This is a genomic window from Crateriforma conspicua (genome assembly GCF_007752935.1).
Classification (GTDB): Bacteria; Planctomycetota; Planctomycetia; order Pirellulales; family Pirellulaceae; genus Crateriforma; species Crateriforma conspicua.
In genome coordinates this window covers 7,157,801-7,182,433 of the sequence record NZ_CP036319.1, presented here as the reverse complement: position 1 = coordinate 7,182,433, position 24,633 = coordinate 7,157,801, and the positions used below count along the sequence as shown (strand labels likewise).

Below are 24,633 nucleotides of genomic sequence, written 5' to 3'. Positions count from 1 at the left end.
AGCGGGAAAGACCGAAAGAGGCGAAAGTCACCGTCTTGACTGCAGTGTTCTATGTGCAAAGGTCGAGAAAATCGAGCCCAAAAATCAAAGTTTTCCACACCCTAAATGCTGCGTAAACGCTGATAGGCACTAGAGATAAGTTCGGCGGCAAGAACCGCATCTTTTTCTGTGGAAAACCTGGACACCCCGAAACGCAACGCGGAATCCACCAGCGATCGGTCCAATCCCATGGCCATCAGCACGTAACTGGGTTGGCTGCTGCCGCTGCTGCACGCGGACCCCGAACTGCACGCGACCCCCATCATGTCCAGCGCCATCAACAGTGATTGGCGATCAACGCCCGGAAAGGCGATGCACGTCGTGGTGGGCAGCCGGGGGGAATCGCCGCCGATGACCGTCGCACCGGTACGACGGCAAATTTCCGATTCCAAACGGTCGCGGATCGCCGCTACGTTGCCGGACATCTTGTCCAGCGATGCCAAACTGTTTTCCAGTGCTTTGGCCATCCCGGCCACCAGGGCGACCGGCTCGGTTCCCGGTCGGCTGGCCAATTGTTGTTCGCCGCCCTGCATCAATGCATCGACGCGGACGCCCGCGTCCAGCCACAAGCCGCCGATTCCCGGAGGCCCGTGAAATTTGTGGGCCGAAAGGGTGACGGCCGCTGCACCGCTGGAATGGACGGTGAAGGGGACTTTGCCAATCGATTGGGTCGCATCGACGTGCAGCGGGACGTTCTTCCAACGACAAATCTTCGCGACTTCATCGATCGGCTGCTGAACCCCGGTTTCGTTATTCGCCGACATCACGCTGACCAGACCCGCCAAGTCCTCGCCCTCACCGATCAGGTCCGCCAGCCGATCGGTACGGACGACGCCATCGGAATCGACGGGCAAGTACCGGACGATTCGACCGGCCTTTTGCATCTTTTGGGCCGCCGACAAAACGCTGGGGTGTTCGATACAGCTGACCACCAGCGGTCGATCCGCATCACCGATGCCCCGCAGCGCGGTATTGTTCGATTCGGTGCCGCCACTGGTGACCACCAATCGGGGACCGCCGGGTCGGGTCAGATCACTGCCCAGCAGGCGACCGACGTGTTCGATCGCATCGTCCAACACGCCGCGGGCACGCTGGCCCGCAGAGTGTTGGCTTGATGCGTTGGCCGGCCCCTGCATCAAAACGTCATGAACCACTTTGGCGGCGTCCGGATCGGTCACCGTCGTTGCATTGTTATCCAGATAAATCACGTCGCATCACTTTGGCCGCGGAGGTGCCAAACACATTGATCGGTGGTCACGGGTTTACTACGGATCGCAGACGGAATTCGGGATCATCTGCTAATGCTTCCTGTAACAATTCATCGGCCAGTGCCGGGTTGTTCGCCGCTTTGGCGTCTTGAATCAGACCATCGTACTGATCCGCGACATAGCGTCGAATCTTTTGATTCAAAGCATCGCCCTGTGCTGATGCCGTGTCCGTATGACGCTGAGCGATCTCGAAAACCCCGGGCATCAGGATATACAGCTCCCGGCGGGCCAACCGTTGAATTTCGGGCCATAGTTGCTTGGCGGCTTCGGGGTGATCGGTCGACCAAGTCTTCCAGTAGGGTTTCCCGTTCCGATCAAGATCCATTTGATCGACCAGCAAGGCGGCATCGGCGCTGGAGGAACCACGGACGAAACGATTCAACCGGATCAAATGCCAAGCGGAAACGTCTTGAACGCCATCGACGGGTGGTTGCGATGCGGGTGACACCTGGATCAATCCGTTTTGTCGCAGGTACGACGCCAATGCGTCCGAACGCACCTTGCGACGGATCGGCGTGATCTGCCATTGCAGGAACGGAATTTCATAAAACTGAAAGCTGCGCTGACGAAAGGTGTCGGGTGAAAGTTCTTCGCCTTCGACGTACCCCAGCAACCGGATTCCGAAAAACAGGCCGGCCGCCGTCAGAATGATCGTCAAAGCAATGATCCAGCCTCGGGTACGGGCCGCCGACCAACGACGCCGTGGACGGCGATTGGTCGGGCGTTCGCTTCCGCTCGGCGTTTCGCTCGTGTGGCTTACCGTGCTCATTTTTCATAAGTTGCAGGGATGAAACGCCGCTTCCCACCCACGATTCGCACCGCTGCGGTGCCACCGTTTTCCGAGACGGTTGGGACAAATCGACCCGGCGGCAATCCGTGGGGCATCCATCATGGTTGGGGATCACGGCCACTGCGTCGACCCTATGACGTGTATCACCGCGGCGAATCGGCCGCCGCCATGGGCATGGGGCACACCACCGCAGCCGCGGACGACGCCGATGACGAAGACCCGCAGCAGCGTCGGATGCGATGTGAAGCCGTTTTGTTGCTGGCCAAGAGCCCGCTTTCGACAAGAAAACTGGCCCAGCTGGCCCAATTGGCCGATGGAACCGAGGCCAGGACACGAATTCGTGAATTGAACGAGATTTACAGCACACATCATCGTGCGATGAGGATCGAAAAACTGGCCGGCGGTTACCGGATGGTGACCCGTGCGGCATTGGCACCTTGGTTGCGACGGCTTAGCCACGTGCCAGGGCCGATCCGGTTATCATCCCCGATGATGGAAACCTTGGCGGTCGTCGCGTATCGCCAACCGGTTTCGCGTGCCGATGCCGAAGCAGTGCGAGGCGTCGCGTGTGGCGAAATCCTACGACAACTGATGGAACGCGATTTGATACGGATCGCCGGACGTAGCGAACAGCTCGGCCGCCCCTATCTTTACGGAACCACCAAACGTTTTTTACAACTCTTTGGCCTGACAGGCGCCGACGACTTGCCAAAAATTCAGTGGCAGGCCGTTCGCGACGATCCGCCCTCGGATCCCAACGATCCAACACCGAACGAATCCCCTTCGCACGAATCAAACTTCGACGAATCATCGACATCAACGAAGGAATCAGTCGTGAGTACCGCCATGGCATCCCCAATCGAATTCACCACCAGCCAGCCGGATCAAGCTGCGGCCGATTCCGATTCGTTCGCCCATGATGATGTGGCCGACGTCACCGCTTCACCCGTCGCCGTCATCGAAGATGAAGAAGACGAGTTGTACGAAGGTGGTTTCGACGACGACGACGATGAAGAAATCGACGACGATGATTTCAGCGATGATTGGGCGGATGAAGAAGACGACGATGACGACGAGGATGAAGATTCATCCGATGACGACGACGAAGAAGATGATCTAGACGACGACTGGGAAGAAGTCGGCGACGATGACGACGAAGACTGGGACGAGGAAGACGAATCAGACGACTGGGAGGATGACGAAGATGAGTCCGCAGAAGATGATGAGGACTGGTCCGAATAAGTACCGTCGCTCCGGCATGAACGACCGCGACACGCAGCCGAATCAACGGCGCGTCGCCGCGTCAATCGTCGCCAAGATTGAACAGGTGCCGCAGCGCTTCTAACAACCCGCGACTGTGGCCTTCGGCGGCATCGTCCCGAAGCGATGCCAGGGGCGGGTGCAACAGTTTGTTGACCACACGATCAAAGGACTTGTCGATCTCCTTGATCGCAGCTTCTTCGATTCCCATTTCCCGAAGCTTGTTGTTCAGACGTACCAATTCATCGTCTTTAATCTCCAACGCTTGATTTCGTAACCGCCGGATCACCGGACCGGTCGCACGATGGTTCAAGTCGTGAAAGAAACGTTCGGTTTCTTCCGCGATGATCTTCTTTGCTTTGGGCCATTCCTTTTCGCGTTCACGTCGGTTTCGCGTGCAGGCCGCTTCCAAGTCATCGATCTGATACAGATACACCCCGGAGTAATCGTCGATCCCCGGATCGAAATCGCGGGGCACCGCCAGGTCCAAAATCAATAAGACTTTGCCTCGGCGCCGCGGATGGATCTGGGCAAAGGTCGCCGCACTGACGATCGGTTCAGCGGCCGATGTGGTGCCGATCAACAAATCGGCGCCGACCAAACGTTGATTCAACTGTTCCCAGTCGTCACTTTCGCATTGAAATTGATCTGCCAATTCGATCGCACGTGGACGGCTGCGGTTCAGCACGCAAATGTCACGGGCACCGGCGTCTTTGAGATAACGCAACGTTTCCCCCGCCATCTCGCCGGCACCGCACAGCACCACACGCTTGTCGGCCAGAGAATCAAAGACCTCGGGAACAACCTCACCCACCGCGACACTGGGCACGCTGACACGTCGTCGGTGGATCGTGGTTTCTTGCTGGACACGTTTGGCCGCGCGATTGGCGGCTTGAAAGACGGCATGTGTCAGCGGTCCGGTTGAACCGAACACGTTGGCTTGTTGATAAGCCTGCTTCACCTGGGACAAAATTTGCGCTTCGCCCAGCACCATACTGTCCAGGCTGGCCGCGACCGTGAACAGGTGCTCGACCGCTTCGGGACCACTGCGATGAATCATCTGATGCAGCACATCGTCGGAATTCAAACGCTGTTGGTTGGCGACAAAATCGGCGAAGGCTCGTCGGTCCAACGTCGACGGGTCGGGGGATGCGGCATACAGCTCCACACGATTACAGGTGCTTAGCAGTACCAATTCACCCCTGGGGAATCGATTCCGAAACGCACCCAAAAACGCATCGATTTGGTCGGCGGGTACGCTGACCTTTTCACGAAATTCCACCGATGCATCGTGGTGGCTGCAGCCGATCATTTGCAGTGCCCCGGCCGAACCATTGGCCTGCTGTGCGACTGGTACGTCCGTTGTCGAATTCGCAGATGTCGAATTCGCAGATGTCGGGGCGGATTTTGGTGTGTCGGATTTTGTCACCGCAGGAAGACCTCCGGCTGATCCAGGATTTCGCCCAAGACGATCGAACCGCTTGGCATCGTCGTGTGGATTCCCACAGCGGGCGGCCCGGGTTTGGACGCCGGTTCGCCGTGGGGTGATCCCAACACGCCGAACATCGCCAAAACCAAAAAGCCGAAACTGGCCAACGTTAGATAGGCCACCTTATGGCCGCGTCGTGCCGGGGCATACAACATTTCCACGATGCTGGCGATCAACAGCCACAGAAACAACGCACCGCTGAACAGAACGCCGCCGTCGGTCCAGCCGACTTGGCCCCATCGATTCAGGTTCATCACAACGCCGGCAAGCACGCCCACGCCGACGGACAGCAAACTGGTCAGCAAACAACCGCGACTCAGACGCTGAAGCGTTTCCAAATCAGGCAAGCGGATCGTCGAACCGGCACGCTTCTGTTTCAAGCGTCGTGACTGGAACAGGTACATCAAACCGCTCAGAAACCCAACGGTCACCGCCGCCGATCCGGCAGCCATCCCGATCGCATGGACCGTCCGCCAGATTTCAAACGCTTCGCTGCGGGTGAACGGAGGCTGGTTTCGCAGCATTGCCGCCAACCCGATCAACAACAAAATTGCCGGCAAGAAGAAAAAGCTGATCACCGTATCGGGACGACGCAGATACATCACAAGAAAACAGACCGCCAATCCGAACGAGGTCAGCAACGACCAGTCCATCCAAGTCGCCAAGCGTGACAATTCATCGCCGCCGTCCGATCCGGTTGCCCGCAGCGTCAGATATGCCAGCTGGGTCAACAGCCCGATGACGGTCACCGCCAAAACGGCAATGCCGCGACCGGGATACCGACCGATCAAACGCGATAATTCCAGCAGCAAAGCCAGCAGATAACAGCTGGCAAAGCAAATCACGGAAATCTCGCTGAGAAAGTCCAACATGGAAACTGAGCAGCAACTTGGGGATGCCGAGGGGTGTTACCGCCAAGTCTAATCGATCCACTTCGATTCGCCTGCCTCACTAGGGTGGCCCGTCCCGATTCGATACGTCCCGATTGGATCCTTTCCGGAAACATTCGCTTGGCCCCCGAACGTTCGCGGCAGACGATTCACAGAACGATTCGCGGGCATTGATCGTTCGTGATCACCACGGGTTCTGGTTCCAACGCCGAATCTGAATCTGGTCGGGCCCCTGGGAAAATAAACGGACGCGGACGGCGGCGTCGCGGCGGGTGATCGCCACATCCGAACCGGTCAATTGCATCGCGTTTTCCACGTCCGGATGCAATGCGCGTCGGCCACCACTGACGACGACCTTCGAAGGTCTGGCCCAGCGAAGCACCATGTCTGAATCGGCTGCCAGGCTGCCGTGGTGGGGGGCCATCATCACGCCTCCGGGCGACGGGCGTGGGCCGTTGACCAAAGTCATCGTTCCCGGAGGTTCCAAATCACCGGGCAACATCATCCACGTCGATCCGGCATTGATCTGCAACACCAAACTGTTCGCGTTGTCCGACCCGGCCAGACGTGTTTTCGGCGGATGCAACGTGACCAGATCGGCACGATCGCGTTGGTGATGATCACCCACCGACCAAGTTTTCACCGGAACACGGTGCCGCCGGATGGCGGCGCGGATCGGAAGCAGCGCGGGTTCGTCCGGTTCGTCCATCATGCCGGGCGGAGTGATGATTTGATCCACGTCGAACCGATTCAACAGCGACGGTAACGCGTTGAAGTGATCCGAGTCCGCGTGCGATAACACGATGCCCGACAGGTGTGTGGTGCCCAGTGACCACAACACGCCATCGATGTCATGGCTTTCGCCAAGGTCGTTTCCCAAGTGCCCACAGTCATACAACCAGACGTCATCTTGGTCGAAACGCATCACCACCGCCGTTCCATGGCCCACGTCGACAAAGATCGATTCCGTCGTGGCGTTATTCATGGGAACCGGCGTCGTGGACAACCACCATGCCATCACAACCCATAATCCCCATGCCGATAGTGCCACCACGAGACTACGCCGCCGCAGTGGATTTGCGGGGGTCGGTTGAATCGGATTGGTCGATCGACCGATGCCGCGTGACAGTAAGGCCACGATCAAGGCGACGTAGAACCCAACGACGCACCAGGTCGGCGGCGAAGGCAACCAGAAATGGCCACCGGGTATTTCCGCCGCCCGCTGGACGATCCAACGCATGACCAAAATGGTTTGGTGACAAATCCATCCGCTCGGAAGACCCAGAGGCATCCACAACTGTTCCAACGCAATCGTGACCAGACCCGATGCAAGGGCAATGAACATCCACGGACCCAACAACACATTGGCCAAGACGCTGATGGGTGAAATGACATGAAACTGGTGCCACACCAATGGCGCGCTGACCAAGGTCACCGCGGCACTGTAGGCAAATGCGTTGCGAAGGCCTGTCCAAATTCGTCTCGCGTGATAGGCGATCGGCGGGCTGGATTTTTCGATCAATCGATCCAGCTGTTCTTCTCGCGATAGTTCTTGGCGAACCGCTTCGCTTTGCAACGGATCGGTGGACCCGCAGATGATCAATGTGGAAACCGCAATGAACGAAAGTTGAACGCCGATGCTTTCGATCAACGTGGGATTCCACAACAACAACAATAGGGCGGCCAACCCCAATGAATTGATCGATACGGCGGGTCGCTGGACCCACAGTGACAGGGCGTAAACCGCCACCAAGATCGATGCCCGAACCACCGGCGGCCGACCACCGGTCACCGCGGTGTAGACCAGACACGTCAACAGAATCAGCACAACGCGACCACGGACGCGGGCGCCGACGAACGTCGCCAACCATCCGGCCATCACCACGACAATCGCCAGGTGCAAACCGCTGACCGACAACAAATGCACGGTACCGGTCACCAGCAACTGATCACGAGTCAGTGGATCCACATTGTCGCGTTGTCCCAAGATCAGCGCCATCGCCAGCGGACCGCTGCTGGCGTCAGTGTGACGCAAAAGTGATTGACGACCCAATCGCGATAGTTCGCCTGCAAAGCGTCCGATCCAATTCCTGGACGCCGCCCACCAAGCCGGTTTGTCATCGGCCGCGGATGTGATGACACCGGCAGCGTCATCCACGTGAATTCGACCATGCAGTCGTCGTTGCCGATAAACGCGTTGCAAGTCGGGCTGTCCAGGATTGCTTGCCGGCTGAAAACGGCTCAATTCACCCAGCAGTGTGACCGCATCGCCGCACCGCAAATCGGACAACGGCTGGTCGACGGTGACCATCGCGCGGCCCCTTGTGCTTCGAAATGCTTTGCCGATGCGAATGGCCGACACGGTCACTTCGAATCGCGTTTGCATCGTCGGTTGATTGCGAAGCCGTCGTTGGTCGGCCAGCGGGTGACGACGAAACGTGGGCGGTCGGTCCACGACGGCTTGAACAATGGCGGGCCGCGAAAAATCACCGATGTGTTGTCGTAATTCCGCCGCGTCATAGCGCGTCGTTTCCAGGTGGTGTCGCATCGCAAAACAGGGGACCACCACCAGCATCGCGGCAAACGTCCGCCCTCGCACCGGACCCCAAAGCGTCCAGACCGCCGATCCGATCACCCACAGGCTCATCACGCCCCAACGGATGCCGACGAACCGATCCAGCAGAATTCCCACGCATGCCAGTACCGCCAATATCACCATCGGTTGGCGGTGCAGCCAGCGTGAACCCCGCTGGGTCAAAGATCGCTCGATCGTCCGCACCCTCGGCAATGTCGTCGTCCGCACCGACCCGTCGACGCCGGAATCCATGACGAGATCATTTGAACTGTGATGTGTTTGGCGACGTCTATCCATTCCCACCCCGATCGGCCAAAACATAGTCTATCGTGGTGGAACATCGGCCGCTTTGCCCCATGCACCATTCTCCTTCAAGCACAGTCGCATCATGAAATTTACTTTCCTGCGGATCGTCGGCGTGGCCTTGATCCCGTCGGCCATTTTGAGCGCGCAGCCTGCTTCGAAACATCTTCCACAATCGTCTGCTTCTGCACAAAGCAACATGACCTTGGAATACCCGGAAACCAAAACGGTCGACGTCGTCGATGATTATCACGGTCGCCAAGTGGCCGATCCTTACCGATGGCTCGAAGATGTCGAAAGTGATGAAACCGCCGCGTGGGTCCAGGCGCAAAACCAGTTAACCCAAAGTTACCTTTCCGAATTGCCGTCCCGGTCCAAGTTTCGTGATTCGTTGGAACGTCTGTGGAATTACGAGCGTTTCGGGTTGCCCCATCCAGTTGCCAACAACAGCGAATCTGATGCGGCAAAACCGCAACAGTATTTCTTTAGCCACAACGACGGCCTCCAGGATCAAAGCATTCTGTACGTTGCCCGGGGACCGGATTCGCCACGTCGTGTGCTGATCGATCCCAATCAACTTTCAAATGATGGGACCGTGGCGCTGTCGTCTTGGGTTCCCAGCAAAGACGGCCGGTTGGTCGCGTATACATTGGCCGATGGCGGCAGTGATTGGCGAACGGTTAAGGTTCGCACGGTGGCCACCGGCGAAGACACCGACGACGTTGTTCGGTGGGTCAAGTTCAGTGGCATTGCGTGGTTGCCCGATGCCAGCGGATTCTTTTACGCCCGCTACGACGAACCCGGCGATGGCGAAGAACTGACGGGCACCAACGAGAATCAACAACTGTTTTTTCATCGACTGGGCACCGACCAAGCAGACGACCAGCTGGTCTATGCACGCCCGGATCATCCGCAATGGGGCTTTTCGCCCGAGGTCACCGACGACGGACGTTTTCTGGTCGTGCAAAACTGGAAAGGGACCGAGCCGAAAACCCAAATCTTCATTCGTCGGTTGAACGGGGATGACCCGCTTCGCGGTGAAGGCGACGATCTGGAATTGCTGATTGGTGGTTTCGAAGCGGATTTTGAATTCGTCGCGTCGGTCGACGATACGCTTTACTTCTTGACCGACGATCAGGCCCCACGACGACGTCTGATCGCCGTTGATGCCAACGACCCGCAACGCGAACAGTGGCGTGAAGTCATCGCCCAACATCCGCGTGACGTGCTTCAAGGCGTCCAACTGTTCGGCGAAACGTTCTATGCGGACTATCTGCAAGACGCTCGATCGCGCGTGGCACGTTACGCCATCGATGGAACGGTCATGGACGATCTGGAATTGCCCGGCGTGGGCAGCGTTGGCGGACTGTCGGGGCAACAGGATGCGACCGAAACGTTCTTCAGCTTCACCAATTACGTGACGCCCAGCTCAATCTATCGGTTGGATCTGACCACCGGACAAACCGAACTTTGGCGATCGCCCGATGTCGATTTTGCGGTGCAGGACTACCTGACCGAACAAGTTTTTGTGACCAGTCGCGATGGCACCCGAGTGCCGATGATCATCACCCGGCATCGCAACAGTCAGCTTGATGGTGAAAACCAAACGTTGTTGTACGGCTATGGCGGCTTCAACATTTCACTGACGCCGTCCTATTCGCCGGCCATCGCCGCGTGGCTGGATGCGGGCGGCATTTACGCCGTGGCCAACTTGCGTGGTGGTGGGGAATATGGACGCCAATGGCACGAAGACGGCATGCGACTGAAGAAGCAGAACGTGTTCGATGATTTCATCGCGTCAGCCGAGTACTTGATCGATCAGGGTTACACCCGCTCGTCCAAGCTGGGGATCCGAGGTGGCAGCAACGGCGGGTTGCTGGTCGGTGCGGTCATGACCCAACGTTCCGATCTGTTCGCGGCTTGTTTGCCGGCGGTCGGTGTGATGGACATGCTGAGGTACCACAAATTCACCATCGGATGGGCGTGGGCGACCGAGTACGGCAGCAGTGATGAAGAAGACCAGATCGACAACCTGTTGTCGTATTCTCCCCTGCACAACTTGAAACCCGGCGTTTGTTATCCGGCGACGCTGATCACGACGGCTGATCGTGATGATCGCGTTGTTCCGGGGCACAGTTTCAAGTTTGCCGCGGCACTGCAAGCGGCCCAGGGTTGCGACCATCCGACACTGATCCGTATCGAAACGCGTGCCGGTCACGGTGCGGGGACGCCGGTCAGCAAGCGAATCGAAGAATACGCCGACCTGTGGTCGTTCTTGGACGCCGCGACCGGTGGAAACGATCGCTAACGGTCGGAAACAGCGATGACCGTCGCGCCGGAGGACGCGCGACCCCACGAATCCGCTGATGCACTACAACAATCAGCGAAAAAGTCTTCTGCCGGCGATGACGCCGACGTCTTTGGGAATCACACCGACAATGCTGCTGCAACAACCTGCCGAATCCCCCTACGACTTGCGATTCCAGCTGTTCGGATTTCCGATCCGCGTGGCGTGGACGTTTTGGATCGGAGCGGTCGTGTTTGGATACGGTTTGGCCGACATGGTCGACCAGTTGTTCCAAGATTCCAGCCCGGGCCGGTTTCCGCTGTTGTTGTTGTGGGCGGTGTGTTTGTTGGTTTCGATCATCATCCACGAACTGGGGCACGCGTTGGCGTTTCGGACGCTGGGCATTGAGTCATCGATCGTTCTGTATCACTTCGGCGGTTTAGCGATCCCACGCAGTGGCCCAGCCACCGGTGGCGGTTTTGAATTCGCTCCGGTGACTCGACTTTCGCCGTCCCAGGACCTGTTCATCGCCGCATCAGGGCCTTTGCTGCAGATCGCGTCGGCGATGGTTTTGGCGGTCGGTTTAAAGGCGGCCGGCTATGGCGTTGCGGCGTTTGGAATCATCCCCGGTTTCAACCGAATCGAATGGCTTCAAGAGGGCCAACCGCTGGCCACGGTGGGGATGTTTTCGATCGCGTTGTTCTACATTTTGCCCAGTGTTTTGTGGGCTCTATTCAACCTTTTGCCCGTCTATCCGTTGGACGGTGGACGCGTCGCGCGTGCGATCATTCAATTGGCCGGCGGTCAGATCGAACAGTCGCTGTGGTTAAGTCTGGTGGTGGCCGTTTTGATGGCAGTTTGGGGTCTGCAAAGCGGCGAGATTTTCATCACGCTGTTGTTCGCTTCGCTGGCCATGGGCAACTACCAGATGTTGCAGCAGTACGGCGGTCGTTTTTAGCGTTGTCCGGCGTGGACGCGACTTGGCGATGCGTCCGTTGGTACCTTCGATTGATGAAACGTTGCGACGATGCGCGACAAGTTGATCGATCAAGGTCAACGTTGACGCATGCGTGGCAAACGAACCATTGATTCGTGTGCAAAACACATCGCATGTCGCGTGTCAATTCATCGACCAACGCCATGCTTGAAACAGAGCATGTTGCGGCATCAAACACGCTGTTTGAACGTCTTCGCGTAGCAAAAAAAGTTTTCTTCGCAACCACTTTTTTGTTGAAAAGATGTTGCGAAATCTGCTGAACTGCGTACAGTTACGCGCAGTTTTTTACGGTTGAGTCGATGGATCGGTACGACGTGGATGTCGTGATGCGTTGGATCAACCACGATTCATGTTCAGTGAGCCGTGGCCGGTGACTTCTGAAACGTACGTTTTGCAAGTCACAATGACTCACTGGCAGTTCCTTTCTCGCGGAGGAAGAACGTGGCCAAAAAGAAAGCAGCGAAGAAACGTGCCGTTAAGAAACGTGCAACGAAGAAGGCAGCCGTCAAGAAGAAGGTAGCCAAGAAACGCGCAACGAAGAAAAAGGTAGCCAAGAAGAAGGCCGCTAAGAAGCGCGCAACGAAGAAGAAGGTAGCCAAGAAGAAGACCGCTAAGAAGCGCGCGACCAAGAAGAAGGCCGCCAAGAAGCGCCGCTAGTGCCTTTTTGATTCGATCGTTTGCTGGTTTTCAGCTCGATCGGCAAGACAGAATCCACATCGCCGCGTCGGCATTTCCGATGCGGCTTTTTTCTTGCGCCTCGCGTGTCTGGATGCTGCGAATGTGCCTGGACGCTGCAAACGCAGTCCAGCGGCGGCCCCAATGCCGCCGCGAATCGTCCCCGTGGTGTCTTCTACAAGGTCGGAAGGCTGGTCGATACGCCCTCGGACGCTGCCTTGGACGCCAAATGCCGCACCAACGCACGTGCCGCCTGTTCGATCGGTGCCGCCGCATCAGGTTGATCGGCAATCACTTCATGCAAACGGCCTTCGTCGCCGGCTTCACGCAAGCGAATGTCGATCGGCAACCCGCCCAAGAACGGCACGTCCATCTGAGCAGCTTTGTCACGTGCACCACCACGGCCGAAAATGTCGTAGGTCTTGCCGTTATCCGGGCACAGAAAGCCGCTCATGTTTTCGACCATGCCGGCAACCGGGATGTTGACCTTGCGAAACATGTTGATGGCTTTGACCGCATCCAACAAAGCGACTTCTTGCGGCGTGCAAACGACGACCGCGCCGCTGATCGGGACCGACTGTGACAACGTCAGCGCGATATCACCGGTACCCGGTGGCATGTCGATGATCAGGTAATCCAGTTCGCCCCATTGGGTGTCACGCAAGAACTGTTGAATGCTGCCGTGCAACATCGGGCCACGCCAGATCACCGCTTGGTCGGGTTCCACCAAGAAGCCCATCGACATGACGGGGAATCCGTCCCGCAATTCGATCGGTCGAATCTTTTTGTCCGCGTCGACCTCCGGACGTCCTTTTAGTCCCAGCAAGTGAGGCACGCTGGGGCCATAGACATCCGCATCCATCAACCCGACACGACTGCCCATTTGGTTCAGCATGACCGCCAAAGATGCGGCGACGGTGCTTTTCCCCACACCGCCCTTGCCGCTGCCGACCAACACGACTTTCTTAACACGCAGACCCAATTGACCAATTCGCGCCGGTGGACGTTCATGGGGAACGATCGTTGCATTGATTGCGGCGCCGGGAAACGCGGCCGTCAATCGGTCGTTGATGCCGTCACGCACCTCGTCACCGATCGCCCACATGCACGACGTGATGCCCAGGCTGTAGCTGATCTTGTTGTCGTCCACCTGAACGTCTTGGATCTGACCCAACGGTCCCATCGCGCGACCGGTTTCGGGGTCAAGCGTTTGATCCAAGATGGCTTGGACGGACGGAAGCGTGATTTCGGACATGGGGTTGTGACCGTGGCAGAAGGGACCGGGACAGTCGAAAGGGCATACGCAAGTATCCGTCGCGCCGCCGAAACATTGACCAGCGGTGGTTCGTCAAAACCACCGACGTGAACAATGTCAGTCTAAGCATCCGTCGACGATCGCCAATCCCGCGGTCAATCGATGTCGCATTCGCCACAGTTCCGCCGCGGTCGCCGCGGTGCCTTCGGCGCCTTGGCTATGCATCAGCAACCGGTCGCGATCGGACAACCCTTCGCCCACCACCCACTGTCGTCGCGCGACGTCACGGGCCGCTCGCAGAAACGCGGCAACAGCCAGCGGCGTGGCGATCCTGTCGTGCCAGATCAAAAGGTCGGGACGATCCACGACAAGGTCATCCAGCCATCGTCGAAAGTCGTCGCCCGGGGACCCGGCGACGTTTGATCCCAGTGCATTGCCACGGATCAACGGTGCCGACAACCGGTCGACGCGGATCGGCTGGGTGGGGCTCGTATTTGCGGACGTCGATGTTGACGCGGATGTGTCCCGAACGGACGTCATGCGATCGATGACAAAGCGGACATTCAGCAGCCATGATTCTTCGTCGGTCACCACGACGATTCGATCCGGTCGTCGGCGACGCCATGGTCGCATCCAATCATCCGTTGAACGTTGCGAAGGCATCATTCACTCGGGGTGGAAAGGTCGTCGTCGCTTTTGGGTGCACCGGTATCACCGTCCGACTGACTTTCCAAACGACGCAGCAAACGTGCACGGCTGATTCCCAGACGCCTGGCGGCTTCACTGCGGTTTCCGTCGGCCGCCGCAACCGCTTCTTCGATCAACCGCCGTTCGATTTGATGAAGGGTCGCGTCCAAGTCGATGTCACCCATCGCATCGGCTTCGGCCGAAGGTGGACGATAGGAACGCACCGCCAATGGCAAGTGTTCGCGGGTCAGCACGGTCTGTGAACCGATGCCCGCAGCAAAACGCACCGCATCGTCCAGTTCACCGATGTCGCCTGGCCAGGGATAGCGGACCAATGCATCTTGACCATCACGGTTGAAGCGTTCGGCAATGATGTTGCCGCCACTTCGTCGGCTTTCCAGCAAAGCTGTTGCAACCATCGGGACGTCGTCGGGTCGATCGGCCAAAGAGGGAACGTCGATCACCAATCCACACAAACGCTGCATCAAAGGCTCAATGACGTCGGCGGATGCCTTGTGCCTTCGATCCAAAATCGCGATCAATCGCAAACGTTGCCCGAACAAATCTTTCCATTGATCCACCCGCTGTTGCACGTCGGGCGGTGTTTCTTCCAAACCTCGAAGCACGACGGTGGCGATCGGTCGGCCCTCTCCGGTCAGGTGACTGATCAACGGGGCCGCAACCGCCTCCAACAACTCCAAATCCATCAGGCCGCCGTCGATGGTTTCCATCGGTTCGATCGCCGGTTGGTTCGCGTCATCGGAACCGGCGGGTGTTGAAAGCTGATGCAATCGCTGCGCCAGGCGTTCGCTTGGAAAACCCGCCGGCGCGGTGATTAGCGTGTCATCGCGAATGCGTCCGGCGATTTCCAATTGGCGTCGCATGCGTCGAATCGCATCACTGTCGCCGGCGATGATCGGGTCGTGGATCCGCCGATCTTCATCCATCCAGATCCGCAGATGGCGTTGCAGTTCAATCGACGCTTGCCACGACGGATGGTGCGTCTGGGACGGGTACTGTGGAAAACGATCCGACGGCCCGATCCAACCAATCGTCAGCGATCGCCCCGGTTCGGTCGGCCAAGAAAGAAAGGCCGCACATTCGACCAGACCGTGTGCCGCGTTCGGACATTCGGGGCCGGACCACGGCACGATCAACAACCCGGTATCGCCACGACCCGGCGGCGGTGTCAGATGAGCCGCACAGCGCGACAGGGGATCGTCGTTGCCGACGGATGTCACGCGCACGCCGATCAATTCGTCGCTGTCACACCGCAAACGATCGCCGACGGCGTCGGTCGCCAGGGCGATCCGGTCATCTTCATCCAGGACCCACATCGCCAAGCCGTGCTGGGTCAACAGCTTGGCGAACGAACGCAGTTGCGTAACGTTTGGCAACGGCTAAGCCCCCGAAAGCGGGATCGACGGACGAAAGGTACGGACTTTTCCCTGCGATGGGATGCATCCCCGCCGGACCGTTCGCCTCGTCTGGCTGCGGGACCAGCGTTTTACACGCCGCAACCCGCTGCCGTCGGCCTAGAACGTGTCCAGGATGAAGTGGTGTCCGCTGTGGAACCGGCGGTTGCTGGGATAAAAGTTGTGCCAGCGTTTGTTGTACACCGGGATCCGCATTTCAGACGGATAACGATGGTACAAGCTGTCGCTGCTTTTGTAGTAGTCTTGCCCGTAAAAGTTTTGCGGGTAATAGACGTACGGATAGTGATAAAAGCGGTTCCAGTCATGCGGTCTGGCGCCGCCACCCCAAGCCTGACCATAGGCACGAGGTTCGGCCGAGGCCGGTTGAATGGTGGCAAAAGCCGCGGCCGCTAAAGCGGCGGCAATGAAAATCTGACGGATCATCCTGTGATTTCCCCCTACGAACGACATGGCGCAGCCGGCAAATGGGATATCCCCTGCAATCCGACGCACCCGTTCTATCGGCACGTCCGTCATGGCGGGTTGAGTCGATTCGGGGAACGCTTTTGCCTTCTCAGCGCGGGGCCGCCCTACGTATGATGGACCACAGCACGCCAGCGATCCCGTCGGAGACGCCGGATTCCGCTACAGCGATGTCCCCATGCTTTTGAATGACGTTTCACCGAAAAAGGCTGTCATGTTCCGCCGAACCCCGCTTGCCATCGTCGCTTCGCTGTTGGCCTGTATCGCGACCCTGACCCCCTGGGGCGGGACATCGGTGGCACTGGGCTGCCCTTTTTGCAACGCGATATCGCAAACGCTTCGCCAAGAAATGCAGGCCATGGACGTCGTGGCCATCGCGACCGTGGTCGACACCGAAACGACGCGTGACACCGAAACCGGCGGTGTCCGGATGCGAATCGAAACGATCCTGAAGGGCGACCAGCATGCGGAAGTCGGCGATGTGATCACCGCGATTTACTTTGGCGAGATTCAAAAGTCCCGGCGGTTCCTGGTCCAGGGAGCCCAGCCACCGGATCTGCAGTGGTCCAGTCTGCCGGTAAACGAACGCGTCGAAAAATATGTCGTCCGCGTCAGCGAATTGGACGCCGAGGATGCCGCATCACGGCTCCGGTTCTTCATCGATTATTTGCAGGATGAAGATTCGATGCTTTCACGCGACGCCTACGACGAATTCGCGATCACCCCCTATGAAGCGGTCCGCGAAATCAAGGACGACATGGACCACGCCCAGTTGATCCAGTGGATCGAAGATCCGGAATTGTCGGCGGATCGAAAACGCTTGTACTTGACCATGCTGGGCGTCTGCGGCAGCGAAGAAGACCTGCCGATGCTGGAACGCATGCTGCGCAGCGAACAAAAAAGCGTCCGAAACGGCCTGGACGCCTTGATCGCCTGTTACCTGACGCTGGCCGGCGAAAAAGGATTGCCGCTGATCAACGAAAAATTCTTGGCCAACAAGCAATGCGGCTACGGCGACACCTATGCGGCGATCATGGCCATCCGATTCCACGGGACCGAAGGCGATGTGATCGCCCGCAGTGCGCTGATCGAATCTTTGCACCTGATTCTGCGGCGTCCGGACTTGGCCGATTTGGTCATTCCCGACTTGGCACGATGGGAAGATTGGTCGCAAATCGATCGCATGAAGCAGTTGTTCTTGGAAGCCGACGAGGAAACCAGCTTCGTCCGTGTCCCGGTCGTCAATTACCTGAAAGCCTGTCCTAAGCCCGAAGCCCGCGAAGCACTGGACGAACTGTCCAAGGTCGACCCCGAAGCGGTTCGCCGGGCCAACATGTTCTTTTCGATTCCCAAGCCTCAGCCCGAGGATTCCGGTGATCAGGATTCGGAATCCCAAAATGCGGAACCTGCCGCCACGTCATCCTGGCGATTTGAACCCACCGACCGGCCGACGCTGAAGGTCCAGACGGCCGAGGTAGCCGCCGACCCATGGGCGAACCTTTGTCGCATCGCCGGCGTAATGGCGGTGAATCTGGGTTCGATCGTGATCGGCCAGTACCTGCTTTTGACCGGCGGAGCCCGCTGAATCGCCCATTGGCGTCCGCACGACGCCGGTCGTGGGAACGGCCATAAAGATCGCGGTCGAAATCCGGTTGTTTGTTTTGTGTTCGATCGTGACGGTTCCAATTTTCGATCATGACTGCTGCCATGTCTGTTGACGCTGGACAACTGTCCGCGACCGATGATTCGGTTGAATTTCCCTATCGCGCGATCAGTCCTTGGGCCATCATGTCGATCGTGTTTGCCTTTTTGGCACTGGTCGGCATCTTGTGGTGGCCCGTTCTGGGAATGGCGGCGCTGGGGCTGGCCGCATCAGTGCTGGCGCTGCGGATGATCGGCCGTTATCCCGATGAATACAGCGGCAAATTGCTGGCGATGATCGGCTTGGCGGTCAATGGATTGATGCTCGCAGGCGTGGGATCGCTGCACGCGTATTGGTACATGACCGAGGTGCCCGACGGTTACACGCGAGTCCATTTTTATGAGCTGCAGCAACCCGAAAGCGAATCGGACATGCCGGCCGATAAGGCTTTTGAGATTGACGGGGAGAAGGTTTTTTTGAAGGGTTACATCCACCCGTCCTCTGGCAGCGGCATGCTTCGTCAATTCATCCTGGTTCCCGACTTGGGCACTTGCTGTTTCGGCGGACAGCCGGTCAGCAGCGACATGATTGAAGTGACCCTGAAGGGCGGACAGACCGTTCGTGCCGGTTTCCTGAAACAGAAACTGGCCGGCGAGTTCCAATTGAACCGAACGCCGCGTGAAATCGCCGACTTTGACAACCAAGTGTTGTATCGAATGAAGGTCGACCAAATCCGCTGAACCTCGTCATCCGTACACCGCGATCCCAGGTTTTTGTTGTGCAGCCGAACATTGTCCCGACCTCGATCGCGTCCCCGGCACGCCACGCTGCGGGCAGTCGTTGGAATTTGCTGGCCGCTTGTTTGACCCTGACGGCCGGATCTTGGATCGCCGCTACGGTGACCGCCGAGGACCAATCCCGCCCCTCACGCGCGGCCATTCGCGGTGCCCAGGTCGACAATGAGGGGCGCGAGCTGGCGGAGGATCGCAAGAGCAGTCAGGCGCGGCTGGCGAAAGGAGATATCAACTTCGACGACTTGAAGTTTGACATCGAAAAGGGTGAAACCTTTGACGAAAAACAATTGACCGACCGTGTCAAATTTTTGAACGGACGAACCGTCGAACTGCGCGGCTATATCTTGCCCAGTACGCTGTTCCGGATGACCAACATCGATCAGTTCGTCTTGGTGCGTGACAACCAAGAATGTTGCTTCGGACCGGGCGCGGCACTTTTTGATTGTGTCATGGTCAAGATGACCGATGGCAACACCACCGACTTTGTCACTCGCCCGGTGACCGTGCGGGGTAAATTCAAGATCGACGCCAAATCCTATCGCTATCCCGGCGGCCGCGGACCCGACGGCGCCAGCCACTTGGCCGTGTTTGAAATCGAAGGCGTCGAAGTCCGCTAGCGGCTCGATGTTCTCTCATCGTTGCCTTCCGCTCGTTGAAAGCATCGTCGCAACATTCAACTTTCGCAAAGCGAATGGCAACGATCAAAACCATCAGCCAGATGGACCGCCCCCAGGCGTCCGTGCTCTCGCTGATTGATTGAAATCAGGCGGACCAGCCCGGTTTTGGTTCTTGGTGCACCGTGGTGTCGATGCCTTCGCGCAAGCGTTCGATCGCGTCGCTGACCTTTTCGATCTTTGCGGCATCGGTCATTGGGATCAGCGAAAGACGGAACGAGACGCATTCACCCGGTTCCAACGTGACGACGCGACCGTGTCCGGTTTCGAACTCGCGGGTGTTGGGCAGGTTGGTTGCTGGTTCCAAACCGGTCACGTAACCATCGTTTTCCGACGCCGTGTTTTTCCAGGTCACGAAGTACGGCAGGGTCTTGGTCGCAAAGTCAACGGCAAGCGCTTTGTCGCGATCGGCCGAACACAGCATCGCGGTGGTGTGCCCGTTGTCGTCGGCTTGCAGCTGGCTGAAATACACCCGTTCGCCGTAACCGGCCGTGGGTGGACCGAATTGGTTCCAATGCTCGATCTCGCCAGCTGATAGATCATCTTTGCCGGCCAATTCGACGATCGGAGCATCCAGCGTCGCGCCTTCGCCCAACACGGGTGGTCCGACATTGATGTGATAAAGCATCTGTGCGGTGGCGGCTTTGTCCAGTTCGTTGGTCACGTCATCCAACAGATCCACTCGTGTCGATCCGGCGTGCATGCGAATGCGGGTTCGCAAGCGAAATCGCTTGAAGAACAGACGGCTTTCCAACATTTCGCCGATCAGGTCCAGACGTCCGGACGCTTCGTCAAACTCGATCGACAATGAATCGGCTGGCAAGTTGGCGATCCGGCCGTGCAGCGGATAAACCAAATGACCCGCATCGTTGTGTTGGGGTGCGCCGTTGCTTTCCAACCCACAACGCGCGACCAGTTCGTCGAAACCTTCCAGCCAACCCAATCCGCTGGGATCGAACACGGGAACGTGTTCGGGATGAACCGGGCCTTCGACCGGGGATCGCCAACCGAAACGAGTCCCACCGACTTCGATTTCCCAAATGCCCATTCCGCGACTGGGCAAGACGCGCACAATTGCCGCACCGGTGTCGATTTCAACGATTTCAACCCCGTCGCTGCGGCCACCGACGAACCGACCCAGGCGTGTCACGATGTCGCCCTGACGCGTGTTGACCGTCATCGACAGCGGCGAATCCGGGTCCCATCGGATGGAATCCGATCGGTTTTCTAGCGAACGCAATGGCTGGGATTCTGTTGTCATCTTGGTCTTTCGGGAATGTGCTGCACCGGTGTGCGTTCTTGTACCCAGAACAGGCAGTGAATAAAACGGTCGTTTCGGGTTGCGCCAAACGCCCCTTCCGCCGAACGCGAACCCTGCATGGCGCCCCCTTGGATCCTGCCCAAAGCGATCGGCAACCGACATTCAATACCAGACCGGAACCATGAGCCAGATCAAGTTAGACGAAGGTTTGATTTCAAGCGACAACGTGGCCGCCATCTTGGACCGTGCCATGGACGCCGGCGATGGATTGCTGCGGCTGACCCCGACCTGGGTGCCACGTTCGTTCCTGCATCCCGGACGACGGATCAGACTGCACCCCAACGACTACTATCGCTTCGGCGCCCAACGCGGTGGGATCGATGAACGATGGTTCGGCAGCACGACCGAAGCGGCAAACGATGGTCGCGTCTGGCACGAAGGGCTCAGCATGTGCCTGTTCGAAGGCCAACAATTCTTGCTGCGGGATGCCGTCGCCGAACAAGGCGATCAACTGATCGGCAAAGACATGTTTGCGGAGTATGACCGTTGGCCCGTGTATTCGAAGTTCTTCGACAACATGGGGCCGATCCCGCACCACATGCACCAAAGCTTCGAAGACGCCAAATTGGTGGGCCAAGAAGGCAAACCCGAAAGCTATTACTTTCCGCCCCAATTGAACAACGTCGACAACAACTTCGCGTACACGTTCATGGGGTTGGAACCCGGCACCCAACCCGAAGACGTCCGTCGCTGTTTGGAACGTTGGGACGACGGTGATAATGGCATCTTGGATCTCAGCCGCGCTTATCGATTGCAACGTGGTACCGGTTGGCTGATCCCGCCGGGTGTTTTGCATGCACCGGGTTCACTGTGCACCTATGAACCGCAGTGGGGCAGCGACGTGTTCGGCATGTACCAATCAATCGTCGAAGGCCGCTACGTCCCCTGGGAATTGTTGGTCAAAGACATGCCGGAGGAAAAACATCGCGACTTGGATTTCATCGTCGGTCAGTTGGATTGGGACAAGAACGTCGACACCCATTTCAAGCAAAGCAACTTCTTAGAACCCGTCCGCGACGAATCACGCAGCGGCGATGGATACGAAGATCTGTGGATCGTCTATGGCACTGTCGACGGACGTCAATTGTTCAGCGCAAAAGAATTGACCATCCAGCCGGGTGCGAAGTGCAAACTGCAAGACCCCGGTGCAAGCAGTTGGATCACCGTCCAAGGACGCGGACGGATGGGCAAATTGGATCTGCAGACCCCCGCGATGATTCGCTTCGGTGAACACACGACCGACGAAGTCTTCATCTCTCACACCGCGGCGACCGCCGGGGTGGAAATCGAAAACACCGGCAGCGAACCGTTGGTCGGTCTGCGATACTTTGGTCCCGACACCCACGAAAACCTTCCCTCCGCCGGCAGCTGAAACGCGAATCGATAGAAAGCGAGCACAACGATGACTGATCATCCCAATCAATTTCCCAAACTGCACAACGCGGCATGGCCGGGGGTCGTGGGCAAAGGCGACGATGACGCCAACCCGGTGATCGAACTGGACGAAATGCTGGATCTGACCGCGGCCGCCCAAGTCGATGGACGTAAATTCGATGGCGTCGACATCTTTTTGTACGATCCACACATCTCGATCGATTCCACTGACGAACAGTTGGAAGACGTCGCCCGCCGCGTCAAAGAACGCGGCCTGGTGATCGGCAGCGTCGTCGCACCGGTTTGGGAACCGACCGGCGGTGGCCCTGCCGGTGGTACCAAGGACGACATCGAAGCCTTTCTGACGCAAGTCCGCAAAGGCTGTAGCGTTGCCAAACGTTTGACCGAGATCGGAATTCGACCCTACGGCGTGGTGCGTTTGGATTCGGCCATGCCCGTGGCCGATTGGATCAAAGATCCGCACGCCAACCAGTCGCGCATCGCCGACACGTTCAAAGCGGCCGCGGACATCGCCGAGGAATACGACCAACGTTTGGCCGCCGAAGGCGAAATCTGTTGGGGCGGCATGCACAGCTGGCGAAAGATGGCCGACCTTTTGGAACGTGTCGGTCACCCCGAACGGTTCGGTTTCCAAGCCGACATGGCACACACGTTGTTGTACCTGTTGGGCTACAACGCACCGGAAGACGCCATCCTGCCGCAAGACTTTGACTGGAACGACAAAGATCGTTTGGATCATGCGTTCAGGGAACTGACCCACATCTTGCGTCCATGGACCATCGACTTTCATGTCGCCCAGAACGACGCGTCGGTCCACGGGACGGGCAGCCATGACAAGACCGGACGTCACTGTTTGCCCGATGACCCCAACGGCAAATTGGACATCGCTCACGACGCCGGATACTGGTTGCGTGACGAACACGGTGATGTGCTGACGACGTGTCGACACATCTGTTGGGACGGATGCATGTTCCCCAATGACGTCATGCACAGTGCCGACACGTGGAATCACATCTTGGCCGCGATGATTAGCGTTCAAGACGCTCACGGCTGGAACGAATAGGTCTCCGACGTCCATGCCGACGGATATCGGATCGATCGATCCGTTTCGTCCCGCCTTCGATCATCACCGGTCGGCACCAACGACCGATCGGTGCATGGTAAAACCTTGCCCAGAAGCTCCCACCCATTTCTCCCCGCTCAGCGAACGCACCTGCACCAATGAAAACCTTGAACATCGGCATGATCGGCTACGGCTTCATGGGCCGAACCCACACCAACGGTTATTGCCAGGCGAATCATTTTTTTGATTTGCAGTACAAGCCGGTCCTGAAAGCCGTTTGTGCACGCAACGAGGAAAAGGCGAAGGCGTTTGCCCAGCAATGGGGATATGAATCGGTGGAAACCGATTGGCGAAAGCTGATCGAGCGTGACGACATCGATGCGATCGACGTTTGCACGCCGAACAATTTGCACAAGGAAATTTCCATCGCCGCCGCCAAAGCGGGCAAGATGATCCTGTGCGAAAAGCCGTTGGCAATGAACACGGCCGAAGGCGAAGAAATGTGCAAGGCCGTCGAAGATGCCGGCGTTCGGAACATGGTCTGGTACAACTATCGGCGTGTTCCCGCCGTGACGTTGGCCAAGCAACTGATCGACCAAGGTCGCTTGGGCAAAATCTTTCATTACCGCGCAAACTTTCTGCAAGACTGGACGATCAACGCGGACGTGCCCCAAGGCGGCGCGGCGACCTGGCGTTTGGATGCCGAAGCGGCCGGCAGCGGCGTGACGGGCGACCTGCTGGCGCACTGTATCGACACCGCCATCTGGCTTAACGGCGGCATCACCGATGTCTCCGCCGTCACGGAAACCTTCGTCAAGGAACGCACCCACGCGGAAACGGGTGAAAAGAAACCCGTCAAGATCGATGACGCATGCAGCTTCTTCTGCCACTTCGACAACGGGTCACTGGGTTTGTTCGAATCGACCCGCTATGCCCGCGGACACAAGGCGCTTTACACGCTGGAAATCAACGGCGAAAAAGCATCGATCCGTTGGGACCTTCACGATCTGCACCGCCTGGAATATTTCGATCACAGCGATGATTCAGTCGTTCGCGGTTGGCGCAGCGTGCACGTGACCGACGGTGATCAGCCCTACATGGGCAATTGGTGGGTTCCGGGTCTACAGATCGGCTACGAACACACCTTCATTCACCAAGTCGCCGACTTCCTGAAGTCGTTGGAGACCGGTGAAGCGATCGGTCCGACCTTCCGCGACGCCCTGGAAACCCAGAAGGTCTGCGACGCAGTCTTGTCCAGCGCCGCCGAACGTGCTTGGAAGAACGTCTAGACGCATTGCCCGTGGCAATCCGGTCGGATCACCGTTCAGACT

At 58.0% G+C, this 24,633-nt stretch carries 20 protein-coding genes; 10 read left to right on the top strand and 10 right to left on the bottom strand.

Going from position 1 to position 24,633, the window contains the following annotated elements; translation table 11 throughout:
• Window positions 1-101 precede the first annotated feature (101 nt).
• Entirely contained in the window at window positions 102-1,247 is a 1,146-nt protein-coding gene (locus Mal65_RS26260; RefSeq protein ID WP_145304497.1) for a cysteine desulfurase family protein, read from the bottom strand.
• Between the two features lie 46 nt (window positions 1,248-1,293).
• Entirely contained in the window at window positions 1,294-1,965 is a 672-nt protein-coding gene (locus tag Mal65_RS26255; RefSeq protein ID WP_196784456.1) for a hypothetical protein, read from the bottom strand.
• Between the two features lie 129 nt (window positions 1,966-2,094).
• Here Mal65_RS26255 and scpB point away from each other — a divergent pair, with 129 nt between their 5' ends.
• On the top strand, window positions 2,095-3,339 hold the full coding sequence (scpB, locus tag Mal65_RS26250) for an SMC-Scp complex subunit ScpB (protein ID WP_196784455.1): 1,245 nt from the start codon (window positions 2,095-2,097) through the stop codon (window positions 3,337-3,339).
• 61 nt (window positions 3,340-3,400) lie between these two features.
• On the opposite strand, the gene hemA is transcribed toward scpB, so the two are convergent.
• The 3 genes from hemA to Mal65_RS26235 all read right to left on the bottom strand — a co-directional run bounded on the left by hemA (window position 3,401) and on the right by Mal65_RS26235 (window position 8,563).
• Window positions 3,401-4,786, bottom strand: coding sequence for a glutamyl-tRNA reductase (gene hemA, locus Mal65_RS26245; protein ID WP_196784454.1), 1,386 nt, complete (start codon window positions 4,784-4,786; stop codon window positions 3,401-3,403).
• Complete coding sequence (gene ccsA, locus Mal65_RS26240) at window positions 4,783-5,718, bottom strand: cytochrome c biogenesis protein CcsA (protein WP_145304493.1); 936 nt, start codon at window positions 5,716-5,718, stop codon at window positions 4,783-4,785. The genes hemA and ccsA overlap by 4 nt, the downstream gene beginning before the upstream one ends.
• A gap of 202 nt (window positions 5,719-5,920) precedes the next feature.
• Window positions 5,921-8,563, bottom strand: a complete 2,643-nt coding sequence (locus tag Mal65_RS26235; RefSeq protein WP_165701555.1) for a ComEC/Rec2 family competence protein — start codon at window positions 8,561-8,563, stop codon at window positions 5,921-5,923.
• 136 nt (window positions 8,564-8,699) lie between these two features.
• Here Mal65_RS26235 and Mal65_RS26230 point away from each other — a divergent pair, with 136 nt between their 5' ends.
• The 3 genes from Mal65_RS26230 (at window position 8,700) to Mal65_RS26220 (ending at window position 12,555) form a co-directional block, all read left to right on the top strand.
• Window positions 8,700-10,922 (top strand): prolyl oligopeptidase family serine peptidase, encoded by a 2,223-nt coding sequence (locus tag Mal65_RS26230; protein ID WP_145304489.1) that lies wholly within the window; start codon window positions 8,700-8,702, stop codon window positions 10,920-10,922.
• Window positions 10,923-10,980: 58 nt separating this feature from the next.
• Window positions 10,981-11,859: a site-2 protease family protein gene (locus tag Mal65_RS26225; RefSeq protein WP_196784453.1), complete on the top strand. Its 879-nt coding sequence runs from the start codon at window positions 10,981-10,983 to the stop codon at window positions 11,857-11,859.
• A gap of 480 nt (window positions 11,860-12,339) precedes the next feature.
• On the top strand, window positions 12,340-12,555 hold the full coding sequence (locus Mal65_RS26220) for a hypothetical protein (RefSeq protein ID WP_196784452.1): 216 nt from the start codon (window positions 12,340-12,342) through the stop codon (window positions 12,553-12,555).
• A 193-nt stretch (window positions 12,556-12,748) separates the two neighbouring features.
• Here Mal65_RS26220 and Mal65_RS26215 read toward each other — a convergent pair whose 3' ends face one another.
• The 4 genes from Mal65_RS26215 to Mal65_RS26200 all read right to left on the bottom strand — a co-directional run bounded on the left by Mal65_RS26215 (window position 12,749) and on the right by Mal65_RS26200 (window position 16,374).
• Window positions 12,749-13,828, bottom strand: coding sequence for an Mrp/NBP35 family ATP-binding protein (locus Mal65_RS26215; protein ID WP_145304485.1), 1,080 nt, complete (start codon window positions 13,826-13,828; stop codon window positions 12,749-12,751).
• Window positions 13,829-13,945: 117 nt separating this feature from the next.
• The gene (locus Mal65_RS26210) at window positions 13,946-14,491 is read right to left on the bottom strand and encodes a hypothetical protein (protein ID WP_165701554.1); all 546 of its coding nucleotides are present in this window, start codon (window positions 14,489-14,491) and stop codon (window positions 13,946-13,948) included.
• Window positions 14,491-15,912 (bottom strand): helix-turn-helix domain-containing protein, encoded by a 1,422-nt coding sequence (locus tag Mal65_RS26205; protein WP_145304481.1) that lies wholly within the window; start codon window positions 15,910-15,912, stop codon window positions 14,491-14,493. The genes Mal65_RS26210 and Mal65_RS26205 overlap by 1 nt, the downstream gene beginning before the upstream one ends.
• 138 nt (window positions 15,913-16,050) lie before the next feature.
• Entirely contained in the window at window positions 16,051-16,374 is a 324-nt protein-coding gene (locus Mal65_RS26200) for a calmodulin-binding protein (RefSeq protein ID WP_145304480.1), read from the bottom strand.
• A gap of 253 nt (window positions 16,375-16,627) precedes the next feature.
• On the opposite strand from Mal65_RS26200, the gene Mal65_RS26195 reads away from it, so the two are divergent.
• The 3 genes from Mal65_RS26195 to Mal65_RS26185 all read left to right on the top strand — a co-directional run bounded on the left by Mal65_RS26195 (window position 16,628) and on the right by Mal65_RS26185 (window position 19,466).
• Window positions 16,628-17,998: a hypothetical protein gene (locus tag Mal65_RS26195; protein WP_145304477.1), complete on the top strand. Its 1,371-nt coding sequence runs from the start codon at window positions 16,628-16,630 to the stop codon at window positions 17,996-17,998.
• A gap of 122 nt (window positions 17,999-18,120) precedes the next feature.
• Window positions 18,121-18,795, top strand: a complete 675-nt coding sequence (locus Mal65_RS26190; RefSeq protein WP_145304476.1) for a DUF3299 domain-containing protein — start codon at window positions 18,121-18,123, stop codon at window positions 18,793-18,795.
• Window positions 18,796-18,833: 38 nt separating this feature from the next.
• Window positions 18,834-19,466, top strand: a complete 633-nt coding sequence (locus Mal65_RS26185; RefSeq protein WP_145304474.1) for a DUF3299 domain-containing protein — start codon at window positions 18,834-18,836, stop codon at window positions 19,464-19,466.
• 145 nt (window positions 19,467-19,611) lie between these two features.
• Here the strand turns inward: Mal65_RS26185 and Mal65_RS26180 are convergent, their stop codons facing one another.
• A complete protein-coding gene (locus tag Mal65_RS26180; protein ID WP_145304472.1) occupies window positions 19,612-20,784 on the bottom strand; it encodes an aldose 1-epimerase family protein in 1,173 nt (390 codons plus the stop codon).
• Between the two features lie 181 nt (window positions 20,785-20,965).
• Here Mal65_RS26180 and Mal65_RS26175 point away from each other — a divergent pair, with 181 nt between their 5' ends.
• From Mal65_RS26175 to Mal65_RS26165, 3 genes are all read left to right on the top strand, one after another.
• Complete coding sequence (locus tag Mal65_RS26175; protein ID WP_145304470.1) at window positions 20,966-22,216, top strand: hypothetical protein; 1,251 nt, start codon at window positions 20,966-20,968, stop codon at window positions 22,214-22,216.
• A 30-nt stretch (window positions 22,217-22,246) separates the two neighbouring features.
• The gene (locus tag Mal65_RS26170) at window positions 22,247-23,302 is read left to right on the top strand and encodes a sugar phosphate isomerase/epimerase family protein (RefSeq protein ID WP_145304469.1); all 1,056 of its coding nucleotides are present in this window, start codon (window positions 22,247-22,249) and stop codon (window positions 23,300-23,302) included.
• A 158-nt stretch (window positions 23,303-23,460) separates the two neighbouring features.
• The gene (locus Mal65_RS26165) at window positions 23,461-24,591 is read left to right on the top strand and encodes a Gfo/Idh/MocA family protein (protein ID WP_145304467.1); all 1,131 of its coding nucleotides are present in this window, start codon (window positions 23,461-23,463) and stop codon (window positions 24,589-24,591) included.
• Window positions 24,592-24,633: the final 42 nt, after the last annotated feature.

Excerpts from the sequence above, each read along its gene's own strand:
- Mal65_RS26170 (WP_145304469.1), top strand. The coding sequence starts at position 22,247 with ATGACTGATCATCCCAATCAATTTCCCAAACTGCACAACGCGGCATGG.
- Mal65_RS26225 (WP_196784453.1), top strand. The coding sequence starts at position 10,981 with ATGCACTACAACAATCAGCGAAAAAGTCTTCTGCCGGCGATGACGCCG.
- Mal65_RS26235 (WP_165701555.1), bottom strand. The coding sequence starts at position 8,563 with ATGGATTCCGGCGTCGACGGGTCGGTGCGGACGACGACATTGCCGAGG.
- scpB (WP_196784455.1), top strand. The coding sequence starts at position 2,095 with ATGAAACGCCGCTTCCCACCCACGATTCGCACCGCTGCGGTGCCACCG.
- Mal65_RS26180 (WP_145304472.1), bottom strand. The coding sequence starts at position 20,784 with ATGACAACAGAATCCCAGCCATTGCGTTCGCTAGAAAACCGATCGGAT.
- ccsA (WP_145304493.1), bottom strand. The coding sequence starts at position 5,718 with ATGTTGGACTTTCTCAGCGAGATTTCCGTGATTTGCTTTGCCAGCTGT.
- Mal65_RS26190 (WP_145304476.1), top strand. The coding sequence starts at position 18,121 with ATGTCTGTTGACGCTGGACAACTGTCCGCGACCGATGATTCGGTTGAA.
- Mal65_RS26165 (WP_145304467.1), top strand. The coding sequence starts at position 23,461 with ATGAAAACCTTGAACATCGGCATGATCGGCTACGGCTTCATGGGCCGA.
- Mal65_RS26195 (WP_145304477.1), top strand. The coding sequence starts at position 16,628 with ATGTTCCGCCGAACCCCGCTTGCCATCGTCGCTTCGCTGTTGGCCTGT.
- Mal65_RS26230 (WP_145304489.1), top strand. The coding sequence starts at position 8,700 with ATGAAATTTACTTTCCTGCGGATCGTCGGCGTGGCCTTGATCCCGTCG.
- Mal65_RS26210 (WP_165701554.1), bottom strand. The coding sequence starts at position 14,491 with ATGCCTTCGCAACGTTCAACGGATGATTGGATGCGACCATGGCGTCGC.
- Mal65_RS26175 (WP_145304470.1), top strand. The coding sequence starts at position 20,966 with ATGAGCCAGATCAAGTTAGACGAAGGTTTGATTTCAAGCGACAACGTG.
- Mal65_RS26215 (WP_145304485.1), bottom strand. The coding sequence starts at position 13,828 with ATGTCCGAAATCACGCTTCCGTCCGTCCAAGCCATCTTGGATCAAACG.
- Mal65_RS26200 (WP_145304480.1), bottom strand. The coding sequence starts at position 16,374 with ATGATCCGTCAGATTTTCATTGCCGCCGCTTTAGCGGCCGCGGCTTTT.